Below are 21024 nucleotides of genomic sequence, written 5' to 3' on the forward strand. Positions count from 1 at the left end.
ATGCATGGGAGAGCGACATGGATGGTCGCGGCGAGACCAACAGCCCAAAGGACGCCCCGGCGATCGAGGCTGACGATGCGGTCGACCAGCGGCTCGGCGAGACCGTGCGGCTGCTGCGGCAGCGCGCCGGCCTCTCGATCCAGGACGTCGCCACCAAGACCGGGCTCTCCAACGGCATGATCAGCCAGCTCGAACGCGCGCGTGCCATGCCGTCGATACGGACGCTGCGCCTGCTCAGCATCGCGCTCGACGTTCCCATCTCCTACTTCTTCGAGACCACCGACCCCGCCGACGTGCAGCGCTACATCGTGCGCAAGAACAGCCGGCGCCTGCTGCGGCTCACCGCCAGCGGCGTCGTCAAGGAAGCGCTGACGCCGGAGGACAAGGGCCAGCTCGAACTCTACGAGCTCACGCTCAACCCCGGCGCCTCGTCCGGCACCGACTTCTTGCAGCACACCGGCGAGAAGGCCGGGTACATCCTGTCCGGCAGCCTGCGGCTGTGGCTCGACAACCAGGCTCATCTGCTCGAGGCCGGCGACAGTTTCCGCTTTCCGAGCATCGTGCCGCACATGTTCGACAACCCGACCCAGCAGGCCGCGCGTGTGATCTGGGTCACGACGCTGCGCCAGACCGATTCGCCGGCAGGTTGAAGCGCGAGGAACGCCGGCGCCCCACCGGAAATTGCCCCTCGACGCAGGCCCGCGGAGTCTGTAGCTGACGTGAAGCCGGAGCAATCTACAGCGCGAACGCGAGGGTCCCGCGATTGACGTCGTTGGTGTGAGACCATGAAACTCAGACCGCTTCTGACACTCGCGCTGGCCGCGCAGGTCGCCGTGACCGCCGCGGCCCTCCTCGCCTCCTATGCCGCGACCGGGACCGGGTTCGGCTTGGCCCAGGTCGTCGTCTTGCTGGCAAGCGGCGCCGTTGCGGTCCTGCTCGCACGGCTGTGCACGCGCGCGATCGAAACGGCGCAGGACAAACGCGCTGCCGCGCAACTGGCCGAGCAGGCCCAGGCCGGCGCACAGATGACCCAGGCCGTCATCAAGACCGCGCTCGACGCCTTCGTTCAGACCGATGCGAACGGCATCGTCCTGGAATGGAGTGTCCAGGCCGAGGCCCTGACCGGATGGACCCGCAAGGAGGCGCTCGGCGCCGACGTCGTCAACCTCCTCATCGCCGAGCCGCTCCGCGACGGCTTCAGGCAACGCATGATGCGGCTTTTGCCGGAGCTGTCGGATACGCCAATCGGCATCCGGTTCGAAGCGACGCTGCTGCACCGGAACGGCGACCGGATCCTGATCGAGGCGTCGAGCACGGCGCTCCAGCTCGGCGGGCGCACCATCATCAACAATTTCGTCAAGGACGTCACCCAGAAGCGCGCGGCCGAGGAGCAGCTGATCCAGGCCCAGAAGATGGAGGCGGTCGGCCAGCTCACCGGCGGCATCGCGCACGAATTCAACAACATGCTCACCGTGATCACGGGCACGATCGAGATCCTCGCCGACGCCGTGAAGGACAACCCGCCGCTTGCGACCATCACCAAGCTGATCAGCGAAGCGGCCGATCGCGGCGCCGCGCTGACGTCGAGCCTGTTGTCCTTTGCCCGCAAGCAGGCGCTCCAGCCGGCCGAGATCGACGTCAACGAGCTGCTCGAAGAGGTCGCAAAGCTGCTGCTGGCGACCTTCGACAAGAAGATCGAGATCGTGTCCAGGCTTGACCGCAACGTCTGGCTGGCTTTCGCCGACCGCGGCCAACTGAGCGCGGCGCTGCTCAACCTCGCGATCAACGCCCGCGACGCGATGCTGGATGGCGGCAAGCTCACGCTCACGACGCGCAACGTGGTGTTCGGCGTACGCGAGGCCGTGGCGGTGGGCGCCGGCTATGCCGGCGACTATGTCGAGATCGAGATCGCCGATACCGGCACGGGCATTCCGCAAGCCATTCTCGAACGCATCTTCGATCCGTTCTTCTCGACCAAGGATGTCGGCAAGGGCACCGGGCTCGGCCTCAGCATGGTGTTCGGTTTCGTGAAGCAGTCCGGCGGCGGCATCAAGGTCACGTCCGAGGAAGGCCGCGGCACGATTTTCACGATCTACCTGCCGAAGGCCGAGACCAGCACGCTCCGTCCCGCCGGCTATGACGAGCGCAAGGTCGTGGGCGGCACGGAAACCATCCTTTGCGTTGAGGACGATCGCGACGTCCGCCAATATGTCACGGTCCAGCTCGAAAGCCTCGGCTACAAGGTCATCTCCGCCGCCAACGCGACCGAAGCGCTCGCCATCGTGGCCGAAGGCACGCCGTTCGATCTGCTCTTCACCGACATCGTGATGGCCGGCGGCGTCAACGGACGCGAGCTCGCCGAACAGATGGTGGCTGCGCGGCCCTCACTGCGGGTGCTGTTTACGTCCGGTTATGCCTACGATTCGCTGCACGCGCAGGGACGCGCCACCATGGGCGCGCCGCTGCTGACAAAGCCGTACCGAAAAGCCGAGCTCGCGCGCATGCTGCGCCGCTCCCTCGACACCGCCGTTGACGCCGCGGGCGATCCGATCCCGACGCCGTACTCGGTGCAGGCGGATGTCGAGGGCTTTTTACGCAGGCAGGCATTGGAAGACGGCGCGACTCGATCGCGGAAGACGTAGGTTTCCGCTGGCCGGCCGGACCGAGCCAACGATGGCTTATGCACAATTCTCTTGCAACCTGTGCGGGCGGCCGGAATATTGTCTGCCCCGAACAACCTACCATTTCAGACGCCAGACGTTTTGAAGACCTAAGCCCTACTTGACATCATTCGAGGACCAGCCCATGGCGGACGTCGCAAATCAACAATTCAAAGAGCAAACGCCGAACACCTATAAGTGGGCACTGGGAGCAAGCGGTGTGGTCGCGGTCGCGACGACAGCGGCATTGTCGATAGCCCCCGAAGTCGCAGGTTACGCTATGGCTGGCCTGATGTTCTTCATTTTGCTGATGTTCATCGTCGTCAACTTAGAGATTGGGACGACTGCCAACGCCAATCCTCTTGCGCAAAATGCGCAGCTCCAGGTGAAGGTCTTGTCCTGGTTTGCAACCGTCGCTCTCATCCTGGGAGCGACATCGATCATGTCGTCGATCCTGCTTGGATGGCCACTACAAATATCAATTGCCCAAGACACGGGATCGAAGAAATACCTCGATTCCATCAAGCGCTATGACCTCCCGAAAAGCACCATCGAGCGAATTGCAGCCGGCGTCTGGCAAGAAAGGCTTCTGAGGGATAACTCAGTTCTCTACACATATACGGAGACGAGCTTCACGCCGCACTTCCTGACATTGTGGGACGACAAGCGAAACGTGACTGTGCGAATTCCAACGCGGGGCGGCATGCTGGAATGGTCCATCAATGACAAGTTCAAGGACTGCGACGGCGAGTATTGCTGGGGTGACGTCAACCAGGCGACGATGTTTAGATGATGATGCATTGTCCTTGTCGCTCGCTTTTCGACAAAGGTTGATCGGGAAGCGCTGCGCTTTTCGCTAGCTCATCCTTCGCCGCAGCGTTGCCGACGGCGTCTCGCCGAATTTTTCGCGGTAGGCACCCGCCATGCGGCCGAGATGGGTGAAGCCGAGATCGAAGGCGATCTCGGTGATGGAGACATCCGGCGCAGCCTGCGCGAGCCGGGCGTGCAGAGCAGCGAGGCGCATGTCGAGCAGCATCTCCGAGATCGACACGCCGAAGTGGCGGCGGAAGCCGAGCTGGAGCGCACGGACGCCGATCCCGGACGCGCAGGCGAGCTGCGCGAGGTCGAGCGGCTCACCGGCATTTTCCGCAAGATGGTCCCGCGCGGCGCGCAGTGCACGCGGCAAACGCTCGGCTTGCCCCGAGAACCTCCTGATGGCATCCGACAGGCCATGGCGCTGGCCATTGAGGAGATGATCGAGCAGCACCTCGCGCCAATCGGCCATCGCGACCGGTGAAAGCCTGCCGGACGGCCCGAGACGCTCGGCGAGCAGCATCAGCTCGGCAAGGCTGGTCTGCAGGGCCTGCCCCGCCGGTGCGTCGAGGTCGATCGCGGCATCAAACTCGACTGGGCCGGCCGCCCTGCCCGACAGCGACGCAGCGCGTTGCTCGACCATGCGACGGTCGAGCAGCAGGATCGCCTGCGCACAGTCGCTCCACATCATCCGGGTCGGGATGGTCGGCGACAGCAGCGACGCCGTCCGGCCCGGCGCAGCATCGATTTCGCTGCCCCCGGCACGAATGCGGGCGGTGCCGGTGAGCGGGACCTGTACCAGGAAGAAGCGCTCGAGGCAGCCGGGATCGATGCTCACCGACCCGCCATAGGCGACATAGTTGATGGAGAAGCCGTCGAACGCCGCGCAATTGTGCCGGGCTGAGAAGCCCGGTCCGCGCGGCCGTACCGGCTTGAGATCGTGCGGGCAGAAGATGCGTCCGATCTGCTCTGCCGCTTCGTCGACATCGTCCGTGGTGACGCGGGCGAAGTCCGCAAGCCGTTCGGCTTCGGACCGCCGCGTGCTCATTTCCAGCTCGGCTGCGGACATCGTCGACCACGCCTCGGGTCACGGAGTTGCTTTAAGCCTATAATAGTTCCCGGGACGCGAAAAGAGCCGCGTCGCAAAATCGTCGTGCTGCATGGCAACAGCCGCATCCGGATTCGTTTAGCGGATAGACAGCGACCGTCGACGGGCCGAAGCTCCATCCTCGCCGGAATCCATGAGGAGTGAGCCATGACTGCACTCGAAAAGGGCATAACCGCTGTTGGCACGGGCTATGGCGGCAAGAGCTGGAACATCCTTGGCCAGGTTTATTTCCCCAAGGCCGTCACAGATTCCACCTTCGCGTTCGAGACCAACAGCGAGCCCGGCCAGTTCGTGCCGGTGCACATCCATCCGACCCAGGACGAGTTCATCCTGGTGCAGGAAGGCACGCTCGACCTCAAGCTCGACGGCCAATGGGTCAAGGCCCATGCCGGGGATCTGGTGCGCATGCCGCGCGGCATTCCGCACGGCTATTTCAACAAGTCCGACAAGCCGTGCCGCGCGCTGTTCTGGGTCTCGCCGATGCAGAAGCTGGAGGCGCTGTTCAACCAGCTCCACAATCTGACCGACCCCGCCGAGGTCGTGCGCATCTCGGCGCTTCACGAGGTCGACTTCCTGCCGCCCGAGGCCAACGACTAGGCGGCCAGCCTTCTCGTCCAGCTTCATCTGCTTGCGAGTGCACCGGTCGCGCATCGCGGCCGAGCGTGGTCGCTTGCGCCCGAAACACATTGATTGCGAGGAATCCCATGGTCAACCCCAAGCATGTCTGCGTGATCGGCGCCGGCGTCTCCGGCCTCGCCGCCGCAAAGGCGTTCTCGAACCACGGCCACCGCGTCACCATCGTCGAGCGCAGTGCCGATCTCGGCGGCGTCTGGGAGCCCGCGCGCTCCTATCCTGACGTGCAGACCCAGAGCCCGAAGGAGCTCTACCGCTACACCGATCGCGCCATGCCGGACACCTATCCGGAATGGCCGACCGGGCCGCAGGTCCATGCCTATCTCTGCGACTATGCGAGAAACTTCGGCCTCGACCACATGCTGCGCCTCAACACTGGGGTCGCCGGCATGGAGCGCCGCGCCGATGGCAAACCGGGCTGGACGCTCACGCTATCAAGCAAGGATGGCGCGACCACGAACGAGAATTTCGATTTCGTCGCGGTCTGCACCGGGCAGTTCAACGAGCCGCGCGAGCTGCATTGCCCGGGCGAGGACGGCTTTCTGGCGCAGGGCGGCCAGATCCTGCACTCGTCGACATACAGCGATCCGACGCTGGCGAAAGGGCGGCGCGTCGTCGTGCTCGGCGGCTCGAAGTCCGCGACCGACATCGCCGTGAACGCGGTGAAATCGGGCGCGCGCGAGGTCACCATCGTGATGCGCGAGCCGGTGTGGCGCATTCCCTATTTCATCGGCGGGCTCGTGAACTTCAAGCGCATCCTCTACATCCGCGCGCAGGAGGAGATGTTTCCGGGCTGGGGCGCGAGCTCCATGGCACGGCTCGCGCACCGCATCGCCGCGCCACTGATCTGGGCGAACTGGCGCGGACTGGAGAGCCTGTTGAAAGCGCAGCTCAAGCTGAACCGCTGCAAGATGGTGCCGAAGGAGCGGATCGAGGACGGCGTCAACTGCTCGGTGCCGATCGCAACGCCGGACTTCTACCCGATGGTCGCCGACGGCCGCATCAAGGCGGCGTTCGGCAGCTTCGATCACTATGAAGGCGACAGCATCGTGATGAGCGGCGGCGAGCGCGTCGCCGCCGACGTCGCCGTGCTCGCGATCGGCTACAAGCTCGGCGTGCCGTTCCTGCCCGCGGCCTATCGGCAGAAACTTGTCGATGCGGACGGGCAGTACCGGCTCTACCGCCTGATCGCCAACCCTGATCTGCCGGAGATGGGCTTCGTCGGCTTCAACTCGTCGTTCTGCACCGTGCTCTGTGCCGATCTCGCGGCGAACTGGCTGGTTCGCTATGCCGACGGACAGCTCGCGAACCAGCCGACGGCGCAAGCGATGCGCGACAATGTCGAGATGATGCTGCACTTCAAGCGCGTCGAACGGCCGGCTGCCGGCGTCTATGGCGGCCTCTGCGTCGCGCCCTATCACTACCGCCATTTCGACGAGCTCATGGCCGATATCGGCGCCAAGAACCAGAAGCGCGGCGGGCTTGCCGGACACTTCCAGCCGCCGGATGCGGATGCCTATGCGAAATTCCTGGCCTCGGCGCCGGACTACCGGGCCACAGCGTAAGGTCGGAGAACCCGGGCTGAACGTGATTTGCAACTCGCCAGTCCGCGCGTTTGATGTTTACGATCCCGTGACCGACGAATCTCCGGCACATGGGAACCGGCCATGGGACGACGATGTCACGCCGCCACGGCCCTGGCGGTGCTTGGGCTGATCCTCACGACGTTCACGGTCGGCCAGGCACAAACGCTTAACGCGAAGCAATCGGAGGCGCTCGCCACCTACGATCGCGCGCTCGGCGATTTCAAATCCATCCTTGCCGAGCGGCGCCGACAGATCGAGGCGAAGGAGCCGCTGCCGAACCTGCCGGGACAGGCACTCTATCTGGCACGCGTCGCTGTCATCAGTTCTTACAAGGATCTCACCGACGCCATGCCGTCGCGAATCGGCAAGCCCAACAAGTTCGAGATACCACCGGCCTATTTCGACGCCGACATCGAGCCGCTGATCGACGAATATTCAAAGCTGTTCGACGTCATGGAGGCGCCGCCCGCCGGCGCGCAGAACTCGGCGACGCCGTTCAAGGACGTCGTCGATCTCGCCACAGCGATCGCACGCGCCAAGGGGCTTGCACCGGCTCACGCCGAAGCTGCGGGCCGGATCAGCCTCGGGCTGTTCTTCGCCGAGACCAATGGCAAGCAGAATGTCCGCAACGGGCGCTCGAACACCTATATGGGCAGCTTCCAGACCGGCCCGTCCGAGGACCGCAACGGCCGCCGGAAGTGGGAGGCCATCAAGGGAGACATCGCGGCAGCCGACCCAGAGCTGAGCGCCCGCGACGACAAGGAAGAGGCACGCGCACGCGGCACGGACTATCGCTTCAACCACTGGACCAACGTGCGCGACGGCCTGATGAACGCGCATGCGGAGGTCTTCCGGGAGATTCCGGGAATCGTGAAGACACTGCCCGACCCGATCGACCAGATGAAGCTGTTCGAACTGATCCAGATCGTGCCCACCCCGACGCGGTCCGCGCTCAAATCAGGCGATGTCCTGAATTACAGGGTATCCAGCCCGACCATCATGAAGCACCTGCGCAACAACAGCATCTTCGCGTTTGGACAGTCCGACCGGGCGCGCAGCTCGGCCAGCTTCCGCGAGATCCTCGCTGCGATGTGGCTGTTCAACCGGAAGTTTGAGCGCGCGATGACGAAATATGCGGAGATCAAGCCGCGCTGAGGAAGCGGTTGCAACCTTGACTGGACGTCGTAGGCTCCGTTCCCAAATACTTCGGGAAGGAAGCGTCACGATGTCATCGGCAAGCTCATGCGCCTGCTAATCCTCGGCGGCAGCCAGTTTCTCGGGCGCGCGGTCGCCACCCATGCCTGCGCGGCCGGCCACGACGTGACCTGCGCAGCGCGCGGCTTCGCCGGGCCGATTGCGGCAGGCGCCCGCTTCGTGATGATCGATCGCGACACCACCGACGGTCTTGCGCCGCTCGCCGGCGCGACGTTCGATGCCGTGGTCGATGTCTCGCGTCACCCCGGCCAGGTCCGCCGCGCGGTCGCGGCGCTGAAGCGGCCGGGCGTGCACTGGACCTTCGTCTCGACCGTCAGCGTCTACGCGGACAATCGCACACCAGGACAGCACGCCGATACGGCAGCGTTGCGCGAGCCTGCAACTGAGGATATCTGGCACAGCACCGACGCCATCTATGGCGCGGCCAAGGTTGCCTGCGAACAGGCCGTCGGCAGCGACGCCTTCATCTGCCGGGCCGGCCTGATCGCCGGGCCGGAGGATCCGACAGGACGGTTCTCGTACTGGCCGGACCGGCTTGTGCGCGGCGGCGAAGTGCTGGCGCCGGGATCTCCCGATGACGCCGTCCAGTACATCGACGTGCGCGACCTCGCGCACTGGATCGTGCATGCGGCGGAGGTCGGTCTCAGAGGCATCTATGACGGGATTGGACCGATCCGCACGCGCGGCGAATTCCTGGGCGAATGCGCATCCGCGCTGAACCCGTCTTGCAAGTTCACGTGGATCGACGGCGCTTTTCTGGAGGCGCATGACGTCAGGCGATGGGCCGGTCCGAGGTCGCTGCCGATGTGGCTGCCCCTGCCCGACTTCGCCGGCTTCATGACGCGCGACACATCGCCCGCGCGCGAGGCAGGGCTAACCTCGCGATCGCCGGCGGTCACCGCGCGCGACACACGCGCCTGGCTCCGCGCCGGCAATGGACCGATCGTCGGACTGACAGAGGACGAGGAGAAGGCCGTGCTCGCCGCGTGGCACGCGAAGAGCACCGCCTAATTCTCCGGCTTATAGCCGTCCGTCAGCGTCTCCAGGAACGCGATGATGTCGGCCTCGTCCTGCTCCGTCATCGCCGGCTTGTCGCCGGGATGACGGTCGAACGGCGGATCGGTGACGTCGACATTGGCGTGATATTTCTGCGGCAGGTCATCGTACTTCAGCACAGTGCCGTCGGCGGCGTGCGGAAACACCTTTTCCGGATTGGTGTCGCGGAAATTGTAGAAATCCAGGACCTGCTCGAGGGTACCGAAGACGCCGTTGTGGAAGAAGGCGTGGCGCGTCGCCGTGTTGCGTAGCGTCGGCGTCAGGAACATGCCGCAATATTGCGTCTGCTCGGGAATGTCGGTGCGCTGCGGGCCGCAGACGCCGAGATCGAAATGGTTGGGATCGCGATTGCCGGCGAGCGCGGCATTGCGCGGCGCGCCGAGCGCCTCGTATTGGTGATCGGTGAACAGCGGCGGCAGGCCGTCGCGGGTCGGCGCCGAAGTATGGCAGCCGGCGCAATTGGCCCTGTCAGGATCGTTGAACGCTTGCAGGCCGCGCAGCTCGGTCTCGGTGAGTCGCGCCGTGCCCTCGAGCCAATAGTCGTACTTGCTGGTGTAGGGATGGAAGCTCGGCTCCTCCACCTGGTAGCGCGCCACCGCGAACATCGCCTCCGCGATCAGGAGCCGCTGATTTCTGAGCACGCCGGCGCCGAACAGCTCGACGAAGCGATCGGCGTAAGGCGCATGGCGCAGCTTGTCCGCGACGATCTCGGCACTGCCGCCGTCCATCTCGTTGGGGTCGAGCAGCGGGAACAGCGCCTGGTCCTGGAGCGTGTCGGCGCGGCCGTCCCAGAACAGGCCGCCTTGCGGCACGATGTTCGCCGATGCGCCGCTGCCGCCGGCCGTCTTCGTCGTCCGCGCAGCCTGCTGGCCGATTGCAGCCATCTGCGCGAGGTCGATGACGTTGTCGTCGTCGCCCTTGTCGGGGCCGATGCTGAAATTGGGGTGGCGATCGAGATAGGTCAGCGACGGCACCGCGCGTGCGCCTTGCCGCGACAGGGCGGCGCCGCCGAGCATCACCGGCCCGTCGTTGGGCGGGCCGTAGGCGTGATCCGGGCTGTGGCAGGATGCGCAGGACAGCGCGCCGGACGACGACAGAGAGGCGTCGTAGAAGATCTCCTTGCCGAGCTGCGCCATCGCGGACAATGGCGCGACGGGCGGGCGCATGAGGCGAACCGGATTCGGGTTCGCGCCGAGCTGGCTTGTCTCCGCAAGTCCCTGCGTCCCGGCCGCAAAGACGGCGCCGGCCAGACAAAGCAGGCCGGCGCCGAGGAGCCACATGGTGCGGCTGTTCATCAAGCGTCCCGTCGGACTAGTGGTGGTGGTGCTCGTCCGGCGGGCTGGTGATCGCCGTGCCGGAGGTCGGATCGAGGAACAGCGCGTCGGTCCGGTAGTCATGGCTGTGATCCTGATCGAAGTCGAACAGGTCCATGATCGAGCCGGAGCTGGCGTCGAACGAGCCGCCACCGATGCGCTGGCCGCGCAGCCAGTTGTCCTCGATGAACCGCACCACGGACGCCTGCGAGATGTAGGTGCTGCTCACGTGGTTGGTCCTGGCGTAGGGCGAGACCACGATGAACGGAATGCGCGTGCCCGGACCGCAGCGGCCGTTCACCGGTTTGCCGGAGAGACCCTTCGGTGCCGGCTGCTTCTGCGGGCCGAGGCCGCACAGGCCCGGACCGTTGACCTGATCGGCGGTCGGATCGTAAGAGGCGGTCTTCGGCGCAACGTACTGGTGGTCGTACCAGCCGTCGGAGTCGTCATAGGTGATGATGACGGCGGTCTCGCGCCATTCCGGCTGCTTCTGGAGGAAGTTGATCAGCTCGACATTGCCGACCTGCTCGTCGAGCGGATCGGAGTTGCCGGCATGACCGTCCTGGAAGGCCGGCATCTTGATGTAGGAGACGGCCGGGAAATTGCCGGCCTTCACGGCGGCGTAGAAGTCCTCGAGATCGTAGCCGTGGTTGGCGGGATCGACCTTGCCGTTGAAGTCGTAGGTATGGCCGACAGCATGCACCGAGCTCGGCCGCGCATGGGTCGGGTTGGCGGTCGACTTGTAGTACTGGAACCAGGCGTGGTGCGGGCTGTAGTCCACGATCGTGCCGTTCACGTTGCTGGAGAAGGTGGTGCGCGCGCAGCCGGTGGTGCCGTTGGCATTCTTGAGCGTCAGGTCAAAGCCGCCCATGAAGCTGCCCCAGCTGATGCGCTCGTCGTTGAGCAGGTCGCCGATGTTCTTGCCTGTCATCAGCACGGTGCTGCTCGTGCTCGAGCAGGAATCGTAGGCCGGGTCGGTGTCGCCGATCAGCGTCAGGCCGCCCTGGCCGTCGGCGATCGACGCCGAGGTGCCGACGATGTTCTGCGCGCCATTGGTCTGGCCAGAAATCACCGCGAGCGCGCCCTGCGTCGACGGACCGAAAGTGTCGGTCCAGGCATTGTCGCTCATGGCGAAGTGCTGGGCGTAATTCCAGAAGGCGGTGGTGGTGTTGCCGTCGAAATAGCCCATGACCTGACCGTTGGTGCCGAACGCACCGGCGCCGCCGGCGGTGCCGCGGCCGGTGAATTTCGGAAACAGGTCTTCCTTGCCGTTGTCCACGGCCTGCTGCTCTGGCGTGTAGGAGTGGTTCTGCGAGCGCGTGTTGGCCTGGGTGCGGTCGAGGCGGAACGGGTCCGTCGCGCCGGTGCCGTTGGCCGCGCTATTGTTCGGATTGTTCACCAGCAAATGCGCGTTGGCGAGATTGTTGACCTTCGGCGTATGCGGCTTCGGCACGAAGGGGATCGAGCCGGACGGATTGGCCGCGTTCGGATAGGTCGCAAAGTAATGATCGAACGAGCGGTTCTCGTTGAAGATGATCACGAGATGCTTGATCGGCGTCTCGGTGTGGATGTCATGCGGATGACGGTGATGATCACGGTCGTGATCGTTGTCGCGACCTTGATCATGCCCGTGATCGCGGTCACGGCCGAAATCGTCCGCAAGGACGGGAAGAGTGCACGCGAGCGCGCTCGCGGCTGCGACAATCGCAGCCGTCGTCAGTAGTCTCGATTTCATTTTTTTGACGCCCCGGAAATGAGGATGTTTACGATCAGAAACGTTCTAAACATCGCGAGTGACAGAGCCGTGTCAGTTTGACGCACGAGACACTTTGCGCAGTGGTCGAGGCATAATTTTTTATGCAGCCACCCGCTTCGGCCGTGCCGAAGCGCGTCTTGCCGTTTTATTCCAAGGGCGAAGGCAAAAATGATCGCGTTCAGATTGTTGCGCGATGCCCCCGGTTGCATTTAGCTTTGCCGGACAAGAACAAGGTCTCAGGGGGAAACATGAAAGCCGCTGTTCACAGGCGCACGCGCGATGTCGCGTCGGCTCTGGTCGCAACGTCCTTTGCCGGCTTTGCAAATTTCGCCGCTCATGCCGAGATCGTCGTCACCGCCAATGACGGCAAGATGATGCTGGAGAACGGCAATGCCGTGGTGCGCAAGCAGCCGCTGCCGGACACGGTCAGCGTCATCGATCTCACCGATGGCGCGCTGAAGCTTTTGGGCGACGTGCCGGCACCCGCCAGCGTAGTCGGGCCGCCGCCGAGCGTCGCGATTGCGCCGGACGGCTCGCTTGCGCTGGTCACGGGTGCGATGAAGCTCGATCCCGCGGATACGACCAAGACGGTCCCCGACGACAAGCTATCGGTGATCGACCTCAAATCCACCCCGCCAAAGGTGCTCGCGACATTGCAGGCTGGCCCAGGCGCCGCCGGCGTCTCGATCAACCGTGCCGGCACGCTGGCGCTGGTTGCCAACCGCAGCGAAGGCACCGTCTCGGTCTTCGCGATCAGCGGCAATACGCTGACCGCAGGCGGGAAGATTCAACTCGGCGATGCCAAGTCCGGCCCCAGCCATGTAGTGTTCTCCCGCGACGGAGCCACCGCGCTGGTCACCCGCGACGGCGACAGCAAGATCTCGCTTCTGAGCGTGGACGGGACCAAGGTCGAATACACCAAGCGCGACCTCTCCGCCGGCATCCGCCCCTACGACATCGACCTCACCGGCAGCGCGGTGGCCGTCGTCGGCAATGTCGGTGCCAGCAGCGGCGACAGTGACACGATCAGTCTGATCGACATGACCGCCAGGCCGATCCGCGTCGTCACGACGGTTACCGTTGGACAGACACCTGAGGCCGTGAAGATGTCGCCGGACGGCAGCCATGTCGCCGTCACCGTCATGAACGGCTCGAACAAGCCATCGGCCTCGCCCTTCTTCAACGATTTCGGCCTGCTCAAAGTCTACAAGATCTCGGGCACCGACCTCACGCCGGTGGCGGAGGCCAAGATCGGCCATTGGTGCCAGGGCATGGTGTGGTCAAAGGACTCAAAACATGTCGTGGCGCAGTGCATGGTCGAGAACGAGCTGATCGCGTTCTCGTTCGACGGCAAGACGCTGACCAGGACTTCCACACTCAAGCTGCAGGTGAGCCCCGCAGGCATTCGCACCGCGGAGCCGTGAGGCCAGTCGTAACAGCAGGCGAAGAGCCTGGAATGGCCGTCAGAGCCGCTTGGTGAAATGGTAGCGACGAATGCCGCCGCCCAATGTCTTGTTGCTGGCGGCATCGGCGATCTCCTCGCGCACCTTCTCGTATCCTGCGTTTCGATAGAGCGCCAGCGCGTCCTGCTGAAGCTCGGACGTGCTCAGCTGCAATTGCAGCCGATAGCGGCGGCGGCACTCCTCTTCCGCAAACGCCAGCATCTTTCGCGCGATACCCCGGCGCCGCGCGCCGGGAGCAACGTACATGCGCCGTAACTCCATCTCGCGTTCGCCAGAGGCCTCCAGTCCAAACATGCCGACGATTTCATCGTCATCGACGGCGACCCAGAAACCGCCGCTCCGACCCGAATAATAATCGGCGAGACGATCTATCTCCTACGCGAGGGAGCGGGTGATGTATCCTTCAAACGCCTCCGCCAAATGCGCCGGCGCCAACAGACGATTGACCCGGATAAACAGCTCGCGCACGGCGGCCGCATCGGCGGGCAAGAAAGCGCGGATCTGAATCTCGCTTGCCATGGAGCCGCTGCCGCTACTCCGTCCGGATCGGCGTGTCCTTCAGACCGTTGTTGTCATAGGCCTTGCGCAAGGTGCCGTTCGTCGTGGCTTGCGTCATGAACCTGGAGACGAACGTCAGCGCCTGGGGATGACCGAGCGGGACGGCGACGGCCGTCACCGTTTTCTTGAAGGTCTCGTCCAGCACCTTCGTGCCCGGGATCTTCTGCGCCATCTTGTTGAGCTGGTCGCGCGACAGCGCGAAGGCGTCGATCTCGCCGCTCTTCAGGAAGCCGAAGATCTCGTCATAGGTCTGATAGCCCGTGACTTTCGCATTCTTCAGGTGCGCGATCGCGCCGCGCATGGTCGTGGTGGCATTGACGGCCGCGACCTTGATGCCGGGCTGGTCGAGGCTGGCGAAGTTGGTGACGGCTGAGCCGGGCTTGACGATGTAGGTGGCATCCGCGACCTCGTAGATCGGGCCGAACATCATCTTGGTCTCGCGCTCGGGATCTTTTGGCAGCCAAGTGACGTCCCAGGTCCCCTTGCCGGCCGCGTCGGTGATCTGCCCGGAATTCTGGTGCACGACATATTCGACGGGCACGCCGAGTTGGCCGGCCATCTCCTTGCCGAGGTCGACCGGCACGCCGGCATAGCCGGCTTCGGTCTTGGTCGACCAGAACGCGCCGCCCGCCGGGCTGATCGCGATCGCGACCCGCAGCTTGCCGGTCGGCGCGATCTCGTCCTTCAGGCCATCGGCTAGCGCGGGCATGGCGACTGCCGCTGCGAGAACGAGGCCGGCAAGGGCCGCCTGGAGGGACGTGGGCATGTCATGTTCTCCTCACCTTTTCTTCTCTGCTTCTCGACCGCTTCGTTTCCGTCACTCGGCCTTTGACACAATTCTGGTCGATCATGCACCCGATGAAAAGCGGTTTGCCATGACAAACCTGTCAAAGGCCACTGCGCCATTTGCAGTGCAAGGCTGGTGACCGCCATGGCTATGGTGTTCCACGGCCGGGCATTTGTTGGTAGCCTGCCACACCGACAGACAATAATCGGGGGCCACCGAATGACCTGCGCGAATCCCGCTGATCTCGCACAACGGAACGGAGCGTGGAGACATGTCGGGCGGGCACTCGTTGCCGCGGCGGCCGTGGTGGCGCTCGCCGGCTGCGAGGACAAGAACACGTTCGTGGCGCCGCCGCCGCCGAAGGTGGACGTCGCCACGCCGGTACAGCGGGCCGTGACGCGCTATGTCGAAGCCACCGGCAACACCGCGCCGGTCAAGAGCGTCGATCTGGTGGCGCGCGTACAGGGCTTCCTGCAATCGATCGACTATCAGGACGGCAGCTTCGTCAAGCAGGGCACCCAGCTTTTCTTAATCGAGCCTGAGACCTACAAGCTCAAGCTCGAGCAGGCGCAGGCGGCCGAGGTCGGTGCGCAGGCCACGCTCAAGCAGGCCGAGGCCGATTTCAAGCGGCAGGTCGACCTCGTGCAGCGCCAGGCTGTCTCGCAGGCGACTCTCGACACCTCGACATCCACCCGCGACAACGCCCAGGCCAGTCTCCAGCAAGCCCAGGTCAATACGAGGCTCGCCGAGGTCAATTACGGCTACACCAAGGTGAGCGCGCCGTTCGACGGCATCGTCAGCGCGCACCTGGTCTCGATCGGCGAGCTCGTCGGCGTCTCCTCCCCGACCCAGCTCGCAACCATCGTCGCGCTGGATCCGATCTGGGTGAACTTCACGGTCAGTGAGCAGGACGTCCTTCGCATCCGCGCCGAAGCGGCCCGTCGCGGGCTGACCGTGGCCGACCTCAAACAGTTGCCGATCCAGGTGGGCCTCCAGACCGAGACCGGCTATCCGCATGAAGGCCACCTCGACTACGTCTCGCCGACCCTCAATACATCAACGGGCACGCTCGCGGTACGCGGGGTCTTGCCCAACGGCAAGCGAGCGCTGCTGCCCGGCTATTTCGTCCGGGTCCGGGTGCCCTTCGACCAGGACAAGAACGCCCTCCTCGTCCCCGACACCGCGCTCGGCAGCGACCAGGGCGGCCGCTATCTCCTGGTGGTCAATAGCGACAACATTGTCGAGCAGCGCAAGGTGCAGATCGGTCAGGTCGACAACGGCCTGCGCGTGATCGAAAGTGGCTTGAAGCCGGACGACCGCGTGGTGATCGCGGGGCTCCTGCGCGTGATCCCGGGCCAGAAGATCGATCCGCAACCGACGAAGATCGACCAGCCGCAGGCGTCGGCCAAGTGAGGGGTCGCCAGCCATGATCTCGAAATTCTTCATCGAGCGGCCGGTCCTCTCGAACGTCATCGCGCTTCTGATGATCCTGATCGGCGGCGTCGCGCTGTTCAACCTCGCGGTCGCGCAATATCCCGACGTGGTGCCGCCAACGGTGCAGGTCACCACGCGCTATCCCGGCGCCAGCGCCAAGACCGTGATCGACACCGTCGCGCTGCCGATCGAGCAGCAGGTCAACGGCGTCGAGGACATGCTCTACATGCAGTCCTACAGCGGCTCCGACGGCACCTATACGCTGACCGTGACCTTCAAGATCGGCACCGACCTCAACTTCGCGCAGGTGCTGGTGCAGAACCGTGTCTCCAGCGCGCTGTCGCAGTTGCCGACCTCCGTGCAGAACCAGGGCGTCACCGTCCAGAAAAAATCGACCTCGATCCTGCTGTTCGTGACGCTGACCTCGCCGGACAAGACGTTCGACAGCCTTTATCTGAGCAACTACGCCACCATCAACATCCGCGACGAGCTTTCGCGCCTGCCCGGCGTCGGCAACGTCACGGTGTTCGGCGCCGGCCAGTATTCGATGCGGGTGTGGCTCGATCCGAACAAGCTCCAGGTCCGCGGACTGATGCCGTCGGACGTCGTCACGGCGATCCAGCAGCAGAGCCAGCAGGTCTCGGCCGGCCAGGTCGGCGCGCCGCCGACGCCGCCGGGACAGGCGTTCCAGTACACGCTCAACGTCAACGGCCGGCTCGACGACACCACCCAGTTCGAGAACATCATCGTCAAGACCGGCACCAGCGGCGACGTCACGCGCGTGCGCGACGTCGGCTGGGTCGAATTGGGCGCGCAGACCTACAGCCAGATCTTCTCGCTGAACAATCAGCCGGCCACCGGCATCGGCGTGTTCCAGTCGCCGGGCGCCAACGCGCTCCAGGTCGAGCAGGCCGTCGAGAAGAAGATGGCGGAGCTTGCAAAGCGATTCCCCGAAGGCATCAAATACGACACGCCGTTCGACACCACCAAATTCGTCGAAGCCTCGGTGCACGAGGTCTACATGACGCTGATCGAGGCCGGCCTGCTGGTCCTGGTCGTGATCCTGGTGTTCTTGCAGGACTGGCGCGCAATGCTGGTGCCGGCGACCACCGTGCCCGTCACCATCATCGGCGCGTTCGCGGCGATGGCGGCGCTCGGCTTCACCATCAACATGTCGACGCTGTTCGCGATCGTGCTCGCGATCGGCATCGTCGTCGACGACGCCATCGTCGTGGTCGAAGGTGCCGCGCACAACATCGAGCAAGGCATGAACGGCCACGACGCCGCGATCAGAGCGATGGACCAGCTGTTCGCCCCGATCGTCGGCATCACCCTGGTGCTGATCTCGGTGTTCCTGCCGGCCTCGTTCCTCGCCGGCCTCACCGGGCGAATCTATTCGCAATTCGCGCTGGTGATCGCGGCGACCGCGCTGCTATCCGCCATCAACGCGGCCACGCTGAAGCCGACGCAATGCGCGCTCTGGCTGCGGCCCACGGTGCCGCCGGAGCAGCGCAATTTCTTCTACCGCGGCTTCAACGCCGTCTATAACCGTGTCGAGCGGGGCTACACGCGCCTCATCGGCGTGCTGTGTAGGAACAGCACGATCTCGGTCGCATTCGCACTGGTGCTGATCGGGATCGGCGGCTACGGCCTGTCGCGGGTGCCGACCGGCTTCCTGCCGATCGAGGACCAGGGCTATCTGATCGCGGCCGTGCAACTGCCCGACGGCGCCGCGCTGGAGCGGACCCAGACGGTGCTCGACAGAGCGAGCGAGCTGATCAAGGACACGCCGGGTGTCCAGCAAGTCATCACCATCGCCGGCATCTCCGCGCTCGACAACAGCGCCAGCCTTGCCAATGCCGGCGTCGCCTACATCATCCTGAAGGACTGGGGGGCGCGCAAAGGGCCCGGCGAAGATCTGCGTTCGCTGGTCTACGGGCTGAACGACAAGCTCGCGACCATCATGGAGGCGCGCACCCTGGTGCTGCCTCCGCCGCCGATCCAGGGCATCGGCAACGCGGCCGGCTTCTCGATGCAGATCGAACTGCGCGACGGCAACAGCGATTTTGCAAAGCTCCAAGCCATCACCGGCGCGATGGTTTCCAACGCCCAGAGCCAGAGCGCGCTGCAGCGCGTATCGTCCTCGTTCCGCTCGTCGGTGCCGCAGTTCAACGTCGAGATCGACCGCATCAAGACCCAGACGCTGCACGTCACCACCGATCAGGTGTTCGCGGCGCTGTCGACCTATCTCGGCTCGTCCTATGTCAATCAGTTCAACAAGTTCGGACGCGTGTTCCAGGTCTATACCCAGGCCGATCCGGCATTCCGCGTCACCGAGCGCGACATCGCCAACATGCAGGTACGCAACTCGAACGGCGACATGATCCCGATCGGCACCGTCGCCACGATCACGCCGGCCACCGGCCCGTCGCTGATCAGCCTCTACAACCTCTACCCTTCCTCGACCATCGTCGGCCTGCCGGCGCAGGGCTACTCGTCCGGCCAGTCGCTGCAGCTGATGGAGGAGATCGCGGACAAGACGCTGCCGCCGGGCACGGGCTACGAGTGGACCGCGATGTCCTACCAGGAGAAGGCCGTCTCGAACCAGATCTACTGGGTGTTCGGCCTTGCCATGCTGCTGGTCTATCTCGTGCTCGCCGGCCAGTACGAGAGCTGGTACGCGCCGATCTCGGTGATCCTCGCGGTGCCGCTGTCGCTGATCGGGCCCATGCTGGTCCTCAACGCCTTGAAGATCGACAACAACCTCTATTGCCAGATCGGCCTGATCCTGCTGATCGCGCTGTCGGCCAAGAACGCCATCCTGATCGTCGAGGTCGGGCTCGAGCTGCACGGCCGCGACGGCAAGCCGGTGCTGGAATCCGCGATCGAGGCGGCGCGCGCCCGCTTCCGGCCGATCCTGATGACGTCGTTCGCCTTCATCCTTGGCGTGGTGCCGCTGGTGATCGCGACCGGCGCCGGCGCCAGCGCCCGCAAGTCGATCGGCATCACCGTGTTCTCAGGCATGCTGGCCTCGACCTGCCTTGCGGTGCTGTTCGTTCCGGCCTTCTTCGTGGTGGTGCAGCGCTTCGAGAACTGGCGCACGTCGAAGAAGGCGCCGAAGGCAAAGACGGTGGCCGAGGTGAAGCCGTAGTTTTTCCGCGGAGGGCGGGCTGCCGACAAACAAAAAAGTCGAAAACAACCCCATGCACAGTAGAACGGCGTTGATGGCATTGGGGTTTTTGGAGCGTTCCAGTGCTTTGACACGTCGGGCAAAACACCGGCAGAATGGCATTGTGGGCGGGGTGCACGATGCGCCGGTCCATCCCCCGTCATTGCGAGCGCAGCGAAGCAATCCAGAGTCCCTCCGCGGAGGCAGTCTGGATTGCTTCGTCGCTACGCTCCTCGCAATGACGAGCGGAGAGAGCCCCGGCCTCACGCCGCCGCCGGCGTCCTGATCTCGCGCGGCAGGATGATGGCGGCGGCGATCGCGAGCAGGCAGAGCGCGGCGAAGGCGTGCAGCATGGTGACGAAGCCGCCCTGCTCGTAGAGCCAGGCGACCAGGCCGACGGAGGCGCCCGCGGCGGTGAAGCCGATGAAATAGCGCACCGCATAGGCGCGCGAGCGCCATTCCTCGCTGGTGTATTTGCCGACCATGGCATCGTTCACCGTGACCTGCCCGAACGCGCCCATGACGATGCCGATCGAGACCAGGATCAGCGGCAGATTGGACAGGCTCGCGGCGAGATACAGGAACGGCGCCAGCATGAAGGACAGCGGCAGCGCCACCGTCTTCAGCGAGTAGCGGTCGAGCAGCCGGCCGATCGTGTACTGGGTCATCGCGCCGAACACGTAGACGCAGGCGGCGATGACGCCGAGCAGCGCCGGGCTTTTGGTGAGGTCGGCAAGCCGTTCCGCGAACAGTTTTGGCAGCGCGACGGTCACGGCATTGAAGGTCGTCGAGATCGCGATCACGACGATCAGCAGCGACAGGATCACGCGCCACATGTCTTTCTTCGCCACGCGCGCTTGCGCTGCCGCCTGCTTCGAGCCCTTGCGGTCCTCATGCACGACCATCATCGCAAAGGCGATGCCGATCAGGATGGTAACGACACCGGGCACGATGAAGGCAAAACGCCAGCCGAGATACTGGCCGATCACGCCGGTGACCAGCGCGGACGACGCAACGCCGAGATTGCCCCAGACGCCGTTGATCCCCATCTCGCGGCCAAGCCGGTCGGCATAGGACACGATCATCGCGGTGCCGACGGGGTGATAGATCGAGGCAAAAATGCCGATCGCGAACAGCGCCGCGCCAAGCTGAGCCGGGGTCTGCACGAAGCCGACCGAGATCATGGAAGCACCGATGCCGACGAAGAAGATCAGCATCATGTGGCGGCGGCTCCAGCGGTCCCCGAGCCAGCCGGTGAGCAGCGAGCCGGCGCCGAAGGCGACGAAGCCCGGCGTCGCATAGGGCAGAAGTTCCGAATAGGCCATGCCGAGCGCCGGCCCCATGATGATCACGGCGGCGGCGAAGATCAGCATCGAATAATGGTCGACGAAATGGCCTGCGTTGACGAAACTGATCACCCGGCTGGGGCTGTTCATTTCCCGAATCCTCTCCTGCTCCGAAATGAGTTATATG

Annotated in this window: 17 protein-coding genes; 10 read left to right on the forward strand and 7 right to left on the reverse strand. The window is 64.5% G+C overall.

From position 1 onward, the window contains the following. Nucleotides 1–17: 17 nt before the first annotated feature. From ABIA90_RS21735 to ABIA90_RS21745, 3 genes are all read left to right on the forward strand, one after another. Nucleotides 18–650 (forward strand): cupin domain-containing protein, encoded by a 633-nt coding sequence (locus ABIA90_RS21735; RefSeq protein ID WP_208088383.1) that lies wholly within the window; start codon nt 18–20, stop codon nt 648–650. Between the two features lie 135 nt (nt 651–785). Beyond that, complete coding sequence (locus ABIA90_RS21740; RefSeq protein ID WP_354119438.1) at nt 786–2642, forward strand: ATP-binding protein; 1857 nt, start codon at nt 786–788, stop codon at nt 2640–2642. Nucleotides 2643–2805: 163 nt separating this feature from the next. After that, complete coding sequence (locus ABIA90_RS21745; RefSeq protein ID WP_354119437.1) at nt 2806–3453, forward strand: hypothetical protein; 648 nt, start codon at nt 2806–2808, stop codon at nt 3451–3453. 63 nt (nt 3454–3516) lie between these two features. Here ABIA90_RS21745 and ABIA90_RS21750 read toward each other — a convergent pair whose 3' ends face one another. Then, nucleotides 3517–4542 (reverse strand): AraC family transcriptional regulator, encoded by a 1026-nt coding sequence (locus ABIA90_RS21750; protein ID WP_354119436.1) that lies wholly within the window; start codon nt 4540–4542, stop codon nt 3517–3519. A 186-nt stretch (nt 4543–4728) separates the two neighbouring features. On the opposite strand from ABIA90_RS21750, the gene ABIA90_RS21755 reads away from it, so the two are divergent. The 4 genes from ABIA90_RS21755 (at nt 4729) to ABIA90_RS21770 (ending at nt 9026) form a co-directional block, all read left to right on the forward strand. After that, nucleotides 4729–5178, forward strand: a complete 450-nt coding sequence (locus ABIA90_RS21755; RefSeq protein ID WP_063981444.1) for a cupin domain-containing protein — start codon at nt 4729–4731, stop codon at nt 5176–5178. Between the two features lie 89 nt (nt 5179–5267). Then, nucleotides 5268–6779 carry a flavin-containing monooxygenase gene (locus ABIA90_RS21760; protein WP_502916641.1) on the forward strand — a complete coding sequence of 504 codons (1512 nt, stop codon included), beginning with the start codon at nt 5268–5270 and terminating at the stop codon, nt 6777–6779. 102 nt (nt 6780–6881) lie between these two features. Next, entirely contained in the window at nt 6882–7955 is a 1074-nt protein-coding gene (locus ABIA90_RS21765) for a hypothetical protein (RefSeq protein WP_354119434.1), read from the forward strand. An 87-nt stretch (nt 7956–8042) separates the two neighbouring features. After that, entirely contained in the window at nt 8043–9026 is a 984-nt protein-coding gene (locus tag ABIA90_RS21770; RefSeq protein WP_354119433.1) for an NAD-dependent epimerase/dehydratase family protein, read from the forward strand. Here the strand turns inward: ABIA90_RS21770 and ABIA90_RS21775 are convergent. Together ABIA90_RS21775 and ABIA90_RS21780 are read right to left on the reverse strand one after the other, a co-directional pair. Continuing rightward, nucleotides 9023–10366 (reverse strand): cytochrome-c peroxidase, encoded by a 1344-nt coding sequence (locus ABIA90_RS21775; RefSeq protein WP_354119432.1) that lies wholly within the window; start codon nt 10364–10366, stop codon nt 9023–9025. The genes ABIA90_RS21770 and ABIA90_RS21775 overlap by 4 nt on opposite strands. 16 nt (nt 10367–10382) lie before the next feature. Beyond that, nucleotides 10383–12119, reverse strand: a complete 1737-nt coding sequence (locus tag ABIA90_RS21780) for a phospholipase C (RefSeq protein WP_354119431.1) — start codon at nt 12117–12119, stop codon at nt 10383–10385. A gap of 269 nt (nt 12120–12388) precedes the next feature. Here ABIA90_RS21780 and ABIA90_RS21785 point away from each other — a divergent pair, with 269 nt between their 5' ends. After that, on the forward strand, nt 12389–13564 hold the full coding sequence (locus ABIA90_RS21785) for a lactonase family protein (protein WP_354119430.1): 1176 nt from the start codon (nt 12389–12391) through the stop codon (nt 13562–13564). A gap of 39 nt (nt 13565–13603) precedes the next feature. Here ABIA90_RS21785 and ABIA90_RS21790 read toward each other — a convergent pair whose 3' ends face one another. From ABIA90_RS21790 to ABIA90_RS21800, 3 genes are read right to left on the reverse strand one after another with little or no spacing between them, the layout of a single operon-like run. Next, nucleotides 13604–13975, reverse strand: coding sequence for a GNAT family N-acetyltransferase (locus ABIA90_RS21790; RefSeq protein ID WP_354119558.1), 372 nt, complete (start codon nt 13973–13975; stop codon nt 13604–13606). 3 nt (nt 13976–13978) lie between these two features. After that, nucleotides 13979–14122 (reverse strand): hypothetical protein, encoded by a 144-nt coding sequence (locus ABIA90_RS21795; protein WP_354119429.1) that lies wholly within the window; start codon nt 14120–14122, stop codon nt 13979–13981. 13 nt (nt 14123–14135) lie between these two features. Next, on the reverse strand, nt 14136–14927 hold the full coding sequence (locus ABIA90_RS21800; protein WP_354119428.1) for an ABC transporter substrate-binding protein: 792 nt from the start codon (nt 14925–14927) through the stop codon (nt 14136–14138). A gap of 240 nt (nt 14928–15167) precedes the next feature. On the opposite strand from ABIA90_RS21800, the gene ABIA90_RS21805 reads away from it, so the two are divergent. Then, nucleotides 15168–16361 carry an efflux RND transporter periplasmic adaptor subunit gene (locus ABIA90_RS21805; RefSeq protein WP_071910194.1) on the forward strand — a complete coding sequence of 398 codons (1194 nt, stop codon included), beginning with the start codon at nt 15168–15170 and terminating at the stop codon, nt 16359–16361. A 13-nt stretch (nt 16362–16374) separates the two neighbouring features. Then, nucleotides 16375–19533 (forward strand): efflux RND transporter permease subunit, encoded by a 3159-nt coding sequence (locus tag ABIA90_RS21810; protein ID WP_354119427.1) that lies wholly within the window; start codon nt 16375–16377, stop codon nt 19531–19533. 281 nt (nt 19534–19814) lie between these two features. On the opposite strand, the gene ABIA90_RS21815 is transcribed toward ABIA90_RS21810, so the two are convergent. Continuing rightward, nucleotides 19815–20987 carry an MFS transporter gene (locus ABIA90_RS21815; RefSeq protein WP_354119426.1) on the reverse strand — a complete coding sequence of 391 codons (1173 nt, stop codon included), beginning with the start codon at nt 20985–20987 and terminating at the stop codon, nt 19815–19817. Between the last annotated feature and the right edge of the window lie 37 nt (nt 20988–21024).

The sequence above is a fragment of the Bradyrhizobium sp. LA6.8 genome, from assembly GCF_040547935.1.
Taxonomy (GTDB): Bacteria; Pseudomonadota; Alphaproteobacteria; order Rhizobiales; family Xanthobacteraceae; genus Bradyrhizobium; species Bradyrhizobium barranii.

Excerpts from the sequence above, each read along its gene's own strand:
- ABIA90_RS21745 (WP_354119437.1), top strand. The coding sequence starts at position 2,806 with ATGGCGGACGTCGCAAATCAACAATTCAAAGAGCAAACGCCGAACACC.
- ABIA90_RS21770 (WP_354119433.1), top strand. The coding sequence starts at position 8,043 with ATGCGCCTGCTAATCCTCGGCGGCAGCCAGTTTCTCGGGCGCGCGGTC.
- ABIA90_RS21765 (WP_354119434.1), top strand. The coding sequence starts at position 6,882 with ATGGGACGACGATGTCACGCCGCCACGGCCCTGGCGGTGCTTGGGCTG.
- ABIA90_RS21785 (WP_354119430.1), top strand. The coding sequence starts at position 12,389 with ATGAAAGCCGCTGTTCACAGGCGCACGCGCGATGTCGCGTCGGCTCTG.
- ABIA90_RS21810 (WP_354119427.1), top strand. The coding sequence starts at position 16,375 with ATGATCTCGAAATTCTTCATCGAGCGGCCGGTCCTCTCGAACGTCATC.
- ABIA90_RS21735 (WP_208088383.1), top strand. The coding sequence starts at position 18 with ATGGATGGTCGCGGCGAGACCAACAGCCCAAAGGACGCCCCGGCGATC.
- ABIA90_RS21775 (WP_354119432.1), bottom strand. The coding sequence starts at position 10,366 with ATGAACAGCCGCACCATGTGGCTCCTCGGCGCCGGCCTGCTTTGTCTG.
- ABIA90_RS21805 (WP_071910194.1), top strand. The coding sequence starts at position 15,168 with ATGACCTGCGCGAATCCCGCTGATCTCGCACAACGGAACGGAGCGTGG.
- ABIA90_RS21740 (WP_354119438.1), top strand. The coding sequence starts at position 786 with ATGAAACTCAGACCGCTTCTGACACTCGCGCTGGCCGCGCAGGTCGCC.
- ABIA90_RS21755 (WP_063981444.1), top strand. The coding sequence starts at position 4,729 with ATGACTGCACTCGAAAAGGGCATAACCGCTGTTGGCACGGGCTATGGC.
- ABIA90_RS21750 (WP_354119436.1), bottom strand. The coding sequence starts at position 4,542 with ATGTCCGCAGCCGAGCTGGAAATGAGCACGCGGCGGTCCGAAGCCGAA.
- ABIA90_RS21800 (WP_354119428.1), bottom strand. The coding sequence starts at position 14,927 with ATGCCCACGTCCCTCCAGGCGGCCCTTGCCGGCCTCGTTCTCGCAGCG.
- ABIA90_RS21780 (WP_354119431.1), bottom strand. The coding sequence starts at position 12,119 with ATGAAATCGAGACTACTGACGACGGCTGCGATTGTCGCAGCCGCGAGC.
- ABIA90_RS21815 (WP_354119426.1), bottom strand. The coding sequence starts at position 20,987 with ATGAACAGCCCCAGCCGGGTGATCAGTTTCGTCAACGCAGGCCATTTC.
- ABIA90_RS21795 (WP_354119429.1), bottom strand. The coding sequence starts at position 14,122 with ATGGCAAGCGAGATTCAGATCCGCGCTTTCTTGCCCGCCGATGCGGCC.